The 7674-nt window shown below is 58.9% G+C and carries 6 protein-coding genes and 2 pseudogenes; 5 read left to right on the top strand and 3 right to left on the bottom strand.

The window, feature by feature from the left end; all coding sequences use genetic code 11:
* Positions 1 to 20 precede the first annotated feature (20 nt).
* From rlmD to ACIOZM_RS26935, 4 genes are all read left to right on the top strand, one after another.
* Positions 21 to 1373 (top strand): 23S rRNA (uracil(1939)-C(5))-methyltransferase RlmD, encoded by a 1353-nt coding sequence (gene rlmD / locus ACIOZM_RS26950; RefSeq protein WP_401219562.1) that lies wholly within the window; start codon positions 21 to 23, stop codon positions 1371 to 1373.
* Positions 1374 to 1496: 123 nt separating this feature from the next.
* Complete coding sequence (gene relA / locus ACIOZM_RS26945) at positions 1497 to 3740, top strand: GTP diphosphokinase (RefSeq protein WP_401219516.1); 2244 nt, start codon at positions 1497 to 1499, stop codon at positions 3738 to 3740.
* Positions 3741 to 3866: 126 nt separating this feature from the next.
* Positions 3867 to 4700, top strand: coding sequence for a nucleoside triphosphate pyrophosphohydrolase (gene mazG, locus ACIOZM_RS26940; RefSeq protein ID WP_401219513.1), 834 nt, complete (start codon positions 3867 to 3869; stop codon positions 4698 to 4700).
* A gap of 28 nt (positions 4701 to 4728) precedes the next feature.
* Positions 4729 to 5271 (top strand): DUF2058 domain-containing protein, encoded by a 543-nt coding sequence (locus tag ACIOZM_RS26935; RefSeq protein ID WP_401219511.1) that lies wholly within the window; start codon positions 4729 to 4731, stop codon positions 5269 to 5271.
* Positions 5272 to 5341: 70 nt separating this feature from the next.
* Here ACIOZM_RS26935 and ACIOZM_RS26930 read toward each other — a convergent pair whose 3' ends face one another.
* From ACIOZM_RS26930 to fabA, 3 genes and pseudogenes are all read right to left on the bottom strand, one after another.
* A complete protein-coding gene (locus ACIOZM_RS26930) occupies positions 5342 to 5530 on the bottom strand; it encodes a hypothetical protein (RefSeq protein WP_401219508.1) in 189 nt (62 codons plus the stop codon).
* A gap of 388 nt (positions 5531 to 5918) precedes the next feature.
* Positions 5919 to 7145: a beta-ketoacyl-ACP synthase I gene (gene fabB, locus ACIOZM_RS26925; RefSeq protein ID WP_401219505.1), complete on the bottom strand. Its 1227-nt coding sequence runs from the start codon at positions 7143 to 7145 to the stop codon at positions 5919 to 5921.
* A gap of 11 nt (positions 7146 to 7156) precedes the next feature.
* A pseudogene (gene fabA / locus ACIOZM_RS26920) lies at positions 7157 to 7588 on the bottom strand (3-hydroxyacyl-[acyl-carrier-protein] dehydratase FabA); the annotation flags it as partial.
* Here fabA and fmt point away from each other — a divergent pair.
* Positions 7557 to 7674: pseudogene (gene fmt / locus ACIOZM_RS26915) on the top strand (methionyl-tRNA formyltransferase); the annotation flags it as partial. The pseudogenes fabA and fmt overlap by 32 nt on opposite strands.

The following is a 7674-nucleotide window of genomic DNA, read 5'->3' as shown; positions in this document are numbered from 1 at the left end:
ATTTTCGACGCGCCCAACTGATGGCCAAGCAAGAGAGAGGCCTGCGCTTCCAGCCCACCGGCGGCAGCAAGGCCCCGCAAATCCCTACCGGTAAAAAGCAGCGCTTGAGCATCGAGCGCCTGGCTAACGACGGTCGCGGTATCGCGTTTTTCGAAGGTCGTACCTGGTTCGTCCTCGGTGCCCTCGCGGGTGAAGAAGTCGAAGCCCGGGTGCTTGGTGCCCACGGCAAAGTGGTCGAGGCGCGCACCGAGCGCGTGTTCAAGGCCAGTGATCTGCGTCGTCCGGCACCGTGTCAGCACGCCGGCCGCTGTGGCGGTTGCAGCGTGCAGCATCTGCCCCATGCCGAACAGCTTGCCCTGAAACAGCGCATGCTCGCCGAGCAATTGTCCAAGGTGGCCGGCGTCGACCCCGAAGAATGGGCCGCACCGCTGACCGGGCCGGAATTCAGCTATCGCCGCCGCGCCCGGATTGCCGTGCGCTGGGACATGAAGGCAAAAAATCTCGAAGTCGGTTTCCGTGCTGCCGGCAGTCAGGACATCGTCGCGATCAGCGAATGCCCGGTGCTGGTACAGCCCTTGCAACCGATCATGACCCGCTTGCCGGAGATGCTCCGTCGCCTGAGCAAACCGCAGGCGCTGGGGCATGTGGAGTTGTTCAGCGGCTCGTCGCTGGCGGTGTTGCTGCGGCACATGGCGCCGTTGTCCGAAGCGGATCTGACCATCCTCAAGGATTTCTGCGCATTCCATGAAGCGCAATTGTGGCTGCACGGTGAAGGCGAACCACAACCGGTCGATGCCTCGCAGTCGCTGGGCTATCGCCTGGAGCAGTGGGATCTGGAGTTGGCTTACCGGCCGGGAGATTTCATTCAGGTCAACGCCGGGGTCAACGAAGCGATGGTTGCCCAGGCGCTGGACTGGCTGAAACCGACCAGCGACGAACGCGTATTGGACTTGTTCTGTGGTTTGGGCAACTTTGCCTTGCCGCTGGCCAAGAGCGTGCGTGAAGTGGTGGCGGTGGAAGGGGTGCAGACCATGGTCGAGCGCGCCGAAGCGAACGCCGCTAGTAACAATTTGCATAACACAAAGTTTTTTCAAGCCGATTTATCCCAGCCTTTGACCGATGCCCAGTGGATCGGAAACGGCTTTTCTGCGGTACTCTTGGACCCACCGCGTGACGGTGCTTTCGAGGTGGTGCGCAAGCTTGCGACCCTGGGTGCCAAGCGGCTGGTTTATGTGTCGTGCAACCCTGCAACTCTGGCGCGCGATACGGTCGAATTGATCAAGCAGGGCTACCGGTTAAAACGTGCCGGGATTCTCGATATGTTTCCTCAGACGGCACATGTCGAGGCCATGGCGTTATTTGAAGCGAGCTAGGACGGCTCGTCTGATCCGTCTGGTCTGCCCGTACAGCGTTCGCATTAGCCCCGCGAATGCGAGCGGGCATTGAAGATCAGCGATTTGACGCATTGAATCTGCGTCGTAGGGAAGGTAAGCAAGATGGTACAGGTGAGAGCACACCAGCCGATCAACACCGACGGCAGTATCAATCTCGAGGCTTGGCTCGATCATGCGGTCAGTGTCGATCTGGCACTGGATCGCGAAGCCTTGAAAGACGCCTGCGAGTTCGCTCGCGAGGCCGAACAACAGTCCAACGCGGCGAAGAATCTGTGGGCCGAAGGCAGTGGCAGTTTCAGCGCCGGTCTGGAAATCGCCGAGATTCTGGCCGACCTCAAGCTGGATCAGGATTCGCTGGTCGCGGCGGTCTTGTACCGTGGCGTGCGTGAAGGTCAGATCGAACTCGCGGCGGTCAGCCAGCGCTTCGGCCCTGTGGTTGCCAAGCTGATCGACGGCGTGCAGCGCATGGCGGCGATCAGTGCCAGCCTCAGCCCGCGCCAGTCGATGGTAATGGGCACGCAAGGGCAGGTGGAAAACCTGCGCAAGATGCTCGTGGCGATGGTCGACGACGTTCGCGTTGCGCTGATCAAACTCGCCGAGCGTACTTGTGCGATCCGTGCGGTAAAAACCGCTGATGACGAGAAACGCAACCGGGTCGCCCGGGAAGTCTTCGACATCTATGCGCCACTCGCGCACCGGCTCGGTATCGGCCATATCAAATGGGAGCTGGAGGACTTGTCCTTCCGTTATCTCGAGCCCGATCAATACAAACAGATCGCCAAGTTGCTGCACGAGCGGCGGCTTGATCGTGAGCGTTTCATCAGCGATGTGATGACCCAGCTCAAGGATGAATTGCAGGCCACCGGCGTCGATGCCGACATCAGCGGCCGAGCCAAACACATCTATTCGATCTGGCGCAAAATGCAGCGCAAGGGTCTGGAATTCAGCCAGATCTACGACGTGCGTGCAGTGCGCGTGCTGGTGCCGGAAATGCGCGACTGCTACACCGCGCTGGGCATCGTCCACACGCTGTGGCGGCACATCCCGAAAGAATTCGACGACTACATCGCCAACCCGAAAGAGAACGGCTACCGCTCGCTGCACACCGCGGTAATCGGTCCGGAAGGCAAGGTGCTTGAGGTGCAGATCCGCACCCACTCCATGCACGAAGAAGCCGAACTCGGCGTGTGCGCGCACTGGCGCTACAAGGGCACCGACGTCAAATCGGGCTCGAACCATTACGAAGAGAAAATCTCCTGGCTGCGTCAGGTGCTTGAATGGCACGAAGAGCTGGGCGATATCGGTGGTCTGGCCGAGCAGTTGCGGGTCGATATCGAACCGGATCGGGTCTACATCTTCACCCCCGACGGTCACGCCATCGACTTGCCAAAGGGTGCGACGCCGCTGGATTTCGCCTACCGCGTACACACCGAGATCGGTCACAACTGCCGTGGCGCCAAGATCAACGGGCGCATCGTGCCGCTCAATTACAGCCTGCAAACCGGTGAACAGGTCGAGATCATCACCAGCAAACACGGCACGCCAAGCCGTGACTGGCTGAACCCGAACCTCGGTTACATCACCACCTCGCGGGCGCGGGCGAAGATCGTTCACTGGTTCAAATTACAGGCGCGTGATCAGAACGTCGCGGCCGGTAAAACCCTGATCGAGCGTGAACTGAGTCGCCTCGGCTTGCCGGCGGTGGATTTCGAGAAGCTGGCCGAAAAGGCCAACATGAAAACCGCCGAAGACATGTTCGCGGCACTTGGCGCGGGCGATCTGCGTCTGGCGCAACTGGTCAATCTGGCGCAACAACTGGTCGAGCCGGAACGCGGCAACGAACAGCTGGAGTTGATCCCGCGCAAGGCCACCGGTTACAAGCCGGGCAAGCGTGGCGACATCCAGATTCAGGGCGTCGGCAACCTGATGACGCAGATGGCCGGCTGCTGCCAGCCACTGCCGGGCGATGCGATTGTCGGTTACATCACCCAGGGCCGCGGTGTGAGCATTCACCGTCAGGACTGCGCCTCGGTGCTGCAACTGGGCGGGCGCGAGCCGGAGCGGATCATTCAGGTTAGCTGGGGCCCGGTGCCGGTGCTCACTTATCCGGTGGACATCATCATCCGTGCCTACGACCGTTCCGGTCTGCTGCGTGACGTCTCGCAGGTGCTGCTCAACGAGCGCATCAACGTACTGGCGGTCAATACCCGCTCGAACAAGGAGGACAACACGGCGTTGATGTCCCTGACCATCGAGATCCCGGGTCTGGACGCGTTGGGGCGGTTGCTGGGGCGGATTTCCCAGTTGCCGAACATCATCGAGACGCGGCGTAACCGCACCCCGTGAATTTGACCTCGATCTACTGTGGGAGCTGGCTTGCCAGCGATGCAGGCAACTCGGTCTTTCAGAAGAATCGAGGTGATGCCATCGCTGGCAAGCCAGCTCCCACAGGTTCTTGTAGAGAACTGACAAATGTATTCACTTGAAGACCTGTTGCACCTGATGAACCGTCTGCGTGATCCGCAGTACGGTTGCCCGTGGGACATCAAGCAAACCTACGCGACCATCGTCCCGCACACTCTTGAAGAAGCCTACGAAGTCGCCGACGCCATCGAGCGTGGTGACTTCGATCATTTGCAGGGCGAGTTGGGCGATTTGCTGTTTCAGGTGGTGTATTACAGCCAGTTGGCGCGGGAAGAAGGGCGGTTCGAATTCGCCGGAGTGATCGATAGCATCACCCGCAAACTGATTCGCCGTCATCCGCATGTGTTCCCCACTGGCGATCTGTATGCGCCGCTGGACGTACCGCAGTTGACTGAAGAACAGGTCAAGCAGCGCTGGGAAGAGATCAAGGCCGAAGAGCGCGCCGAGAAATCCACCGCGCCGCAGCAGCTGTCACTGCTCGACGACGTGCCGGCAACATTGCCGGCGCTGTCGCGTTCGGCCAAGTTGCAGAAGCGTGCGGGGCAGGTTGGTTTCGACTGGCCGGATGCGCTGCCGGTGCTGGACAAGGTGCGTGAAGAGCTCGATGAAGTGCTTGAAGCGATGTCGGAAAATGACCCCGAAGCGGTGGCCGACGAGATCGGCGATCTGCTGTTTTCCGTGGTCAATCTGGCCCGGCATCTGAAGGTCGACCCGGAAACCTCGCTGCGTGGCGCCAACGCTAAATTTGAAAGACGCTTCCGTTTTATCGAACAGGCATTGCGCGACACCCACCGTCCCATAGAAGATTGCACCCTCGAAGAGTTGGACGCCCTGTGGGGTGAAGCCAAACGTCAGGAAAAGAATTTGCCCAGCTGCGGTTGAGCAGTTGCCTAAGTGAGAAATAAGCACCATGAGCATTTCCCTTCGCGACCAGTTGCTCAAAGCAGGGCTGGTCAATCAGAAGCAGGCCAAGCAGGTCAGCAAAGACAAGCAGAAACAACAGCGTCTGGTTCACAAAGGCCAGATCGAACTGGATGACTCACAACAACGTGCAGCCCAGGAAGCCCAGGCCGAGAAGGTCAAGCGCGACCAGGAGCTGAACCGTCAGCAGAAAGAGAAGGCCGAGGCCAAGGCTCGTTCTGCGCAGGTCAAGCAGTTGATCGAAGTCTCGCGTCTGCCGAAGCTGACCACCGAGGACTACTACAACTTCGTTGACGACAAGAAGGTCAAGCGCATCTCGGTCAACACGCTGATGCGCAACAAGCTCAGCAGCGGTTCGCTGGCGATCGTGCACCATGCCGGCGGCTACGAAGTGATCCCGCGTGAAGCGGCCCTGAAGATTCAGGAGCGCGATCCACAACGCATCGTGCAGCTCAACGTACAGACCGAAGAAGTCAGCACTGAAGACGATCCGTACGCGGCCTATCAGATCCCTGACGATCTGATGTGGTAAATCGTTAAAGCTGTAACAACGACAAACCCCGCTCATGGCGGGGTTTGTCGTTTTCAATGCTGTGGTTGATTCAGGAGGAACTGGCTTCGCGTTGTTGCTCTTGCACGTCCAGTTCGGCCTTGTAGCTGTGGGCGTCGTTCTCGTTGTGGAACATGCCGACCAGCAAGTCTTGTTGATGCACGTCCCAGATCCGGATACCGGCGGCTACGCCTTCGTGGGACATGTGTGAATCGTCGCGTTCAGTTACTTTTACAGTCATCTGCTAGCTCCAATCTCTGTTATCTGCAGCAAGGCGTGTGCAGGACTTCTTTATAGAGTTTGTTAGCTTGCTAAGTAAACGGCTGATTTGTGCAATGTGTTGTTGCGTAATCTGCAACAGTGCTACAGCCCGCTGAATACGCGACATTCGGTCGCAGGGCGGTTGGTTGCATGACAGAAGTTTCATCTTCAAACCCACCACAACCCCTGTAGGAGTGAGCCTGCTCGCGATAGAGGAGTGTCAGTTTTCGGAGATATTGACTGAAAAACCGCTATCGCGAGCAGGCTCACTCCTACAGGTTTTTGTGTGGTGGTGGAGGGTTTTGAAAGCGAAAAAAAACGCCCCGAACCAGTCGGGGCGTTTTTATGTGTGGCTCAGCAGTGGGGAATTACTTGCCTTCCCAACGCTTCAGTACCAGCGTGGCGTTGGTGCCGCCGAAGCCGAAACTGTTGCTCATCACGGTGTTGATGGTGGCGTTTTCGCGAGTCTTGGTCAGGATCGGCATGTCTGCCACCTGCGGGTCCAGCTCGTCGATGTTGGCGGAACCCGCCATGAAGTTGCCTTCCATCATCAGCATGCAGTAGATCGCTTCGTGAACGCCTGCGGCGCCCAGGGAGTGACCCGACAGGCTCTTGGTGGAGCTGATGGCCGGAGCCTTGTCGCCGAACAGCTTGCGGACACCTTCCATTTCCTTGACGTCGCCGACCGGGGTCGAGGTGCCATGGGTGTTCAGGTAGTCGATCGGGGTGTCGACGGTGGACATGGCCATTTCCATGCAGCGCACAGCGCCTTCACCACTTGGGGCAACCATGTCGTAACCGTCGGATGTCGCGCCGTAGCCAACGATTTCCGCGTAGATTTTTGCGCCGCGAGCCAGAGCGTGTTCCAGCTCCTCAACCACCACCATGCCGCCACCGCCAGCGATGACGAAACCGTCACGCTTGGAGTCATAGGCGCGGGATGCTTTTTCCGGGGTGTCGTTGTATTTGCTGGACAGTGCGCCCATGGCGTCGAACAGGAACGACTGGCTCCAATGCTCTTCTTCACCGCCGCCGGCGAACACGATGTCCTGCTTGCCCATCTGGATCTGTTCCATGGCGGTACCGATGCAGTGAGCACTGGTGGCGCAGGCAGATGCGATGGAGTAGTTCAGGCCCTTGATCTTGAACGGCGTGGCCAGGCAAGCGGAAACAGTGCTGCTCATGGTCCGGGTCACGTAATACGGCAGGACTTTCTTGATGCCTTTTTCGCGCAGAATATCCAGCGCTTCCATCTGGTTCAGCGTGGAAGCACCACCGGAGCCGGCGATCAGGCCGGTACGCGGGTTGGACACCTGCTCCTCGGTCAGACCGGAGTCTTCAACGGCGTTCTTCATGGCGACATAGGCATAAGCCGCTGCCTGGCCGACGAAGCGGAAGGTCTTGCGATCAATCAGATCCTTGAGCGGCAGGTTTTTGTCGATGGAACCGGAAACCTGGCTTTGCAGACCCATTTCAGCATATTCCGGGTTGAACCGGATGCCAGGGCGGCTTGCACGCAGGTTAGCGGAGACGGTCTCTTTGTCATTGCCCAGGCACGAAACAATGCCCAGACCAGTGATAACGACGCGGCGCATGCGGATAACCCTTAGAAGTTTTCAGTGGAGGTGAACACGCCGACCCGGAGGCCTTCGGCGGTGTAGATTTCGCGGCCATCGACACTGACCGAACCATCGGCGATTGCGAGGTTCAGCTTGCCCTTGAGGACGCGTTTGATTTGAATGTTGTAGGTGACTTTCTTGGCGGTCGGCAGGACCTGGCCAAAGAATTTCACTTCGCCCGAACCCAGCGCACGGCCGCGGCCCGGCAGGCCTTGCCAGCCCAGGAAGAAGCCGACCAGTTGCCACATGGCATCCAGACCCAGGCAGCCCGGCATTACCGGATCACCTTCGAAGTGGCAAGCGAAGAACCACAGCTCAGGATTGATATCCAGTTCGGCGACCAATTCACCTTTGCCGTACTTGCCACCCTCTTCACTGATATGGGTGATGCGATCCACCATCAGCATCGACTTTGCCGGCACCCCGGAATTCGCCGCCGAACACCTCAAGGCCCTGCTGAGCAGCCCTTACGAGATCGTTGCGGTCTACACCCAACCGGATCGTC

The organism is Pseudomonas sp. NPDC087346 (assembly GCF_044744235.1).
In the GTDB taxonomy this organism is placed as follows: domain Bacteria; phylum Pseudomonadota; class Gammaproteobacteria; order Pseudomonadales; family Pseudomonadaceae; genus Aquipseudomonas.
This window is presented reverse-complemented; position numbering and strand designations above follow the sequence as displayed.

Bases quoted from the DNA above. Each gene is read 5' to 3' on its own strand.
- mazG (WP_401219513.1), top strand. From the start codon at position 3,867: ATGTATTCACTTGAAGACCTGTTGCACCTGATGAACCGTCTGCGTGAT.
- ACIOZM_RS26935 (WP_401219511.1), top strand. From the start codon at position 4,729: ATGAGCATTTCCCTTCGCGACCAGTTGCTCAAAGCAGGGCTGGTCAAT.
- ACIOZM_RS26930 (WP_401219508.1), bottom strand. From the start codon at position 5,530: ATGACTGTAAAAGTAACTGAACGCGACGATTCACACATGTCCCACGAA.
- fabB (WP_401219505.1), bottom strand. From the start codon at position 7,145: ATGCGCCGCGTCGTTATCACTGGTCTGGGCATTGTTTCGTGCCTGGGC.
- rlmD (WP_401219562.1), top strand. From the start codon at position 21: ATGGCCAAGCAAGAGAGAGGCCTGCGCTTCCAGCCCACCGGCGGCAGC.
- relA (WP_401219516.1), top strand. From the start codon at position 1,497: ATGGTACAGGTGAGAGCACACCAGCCGATCAACACCGACGGCAGTATC.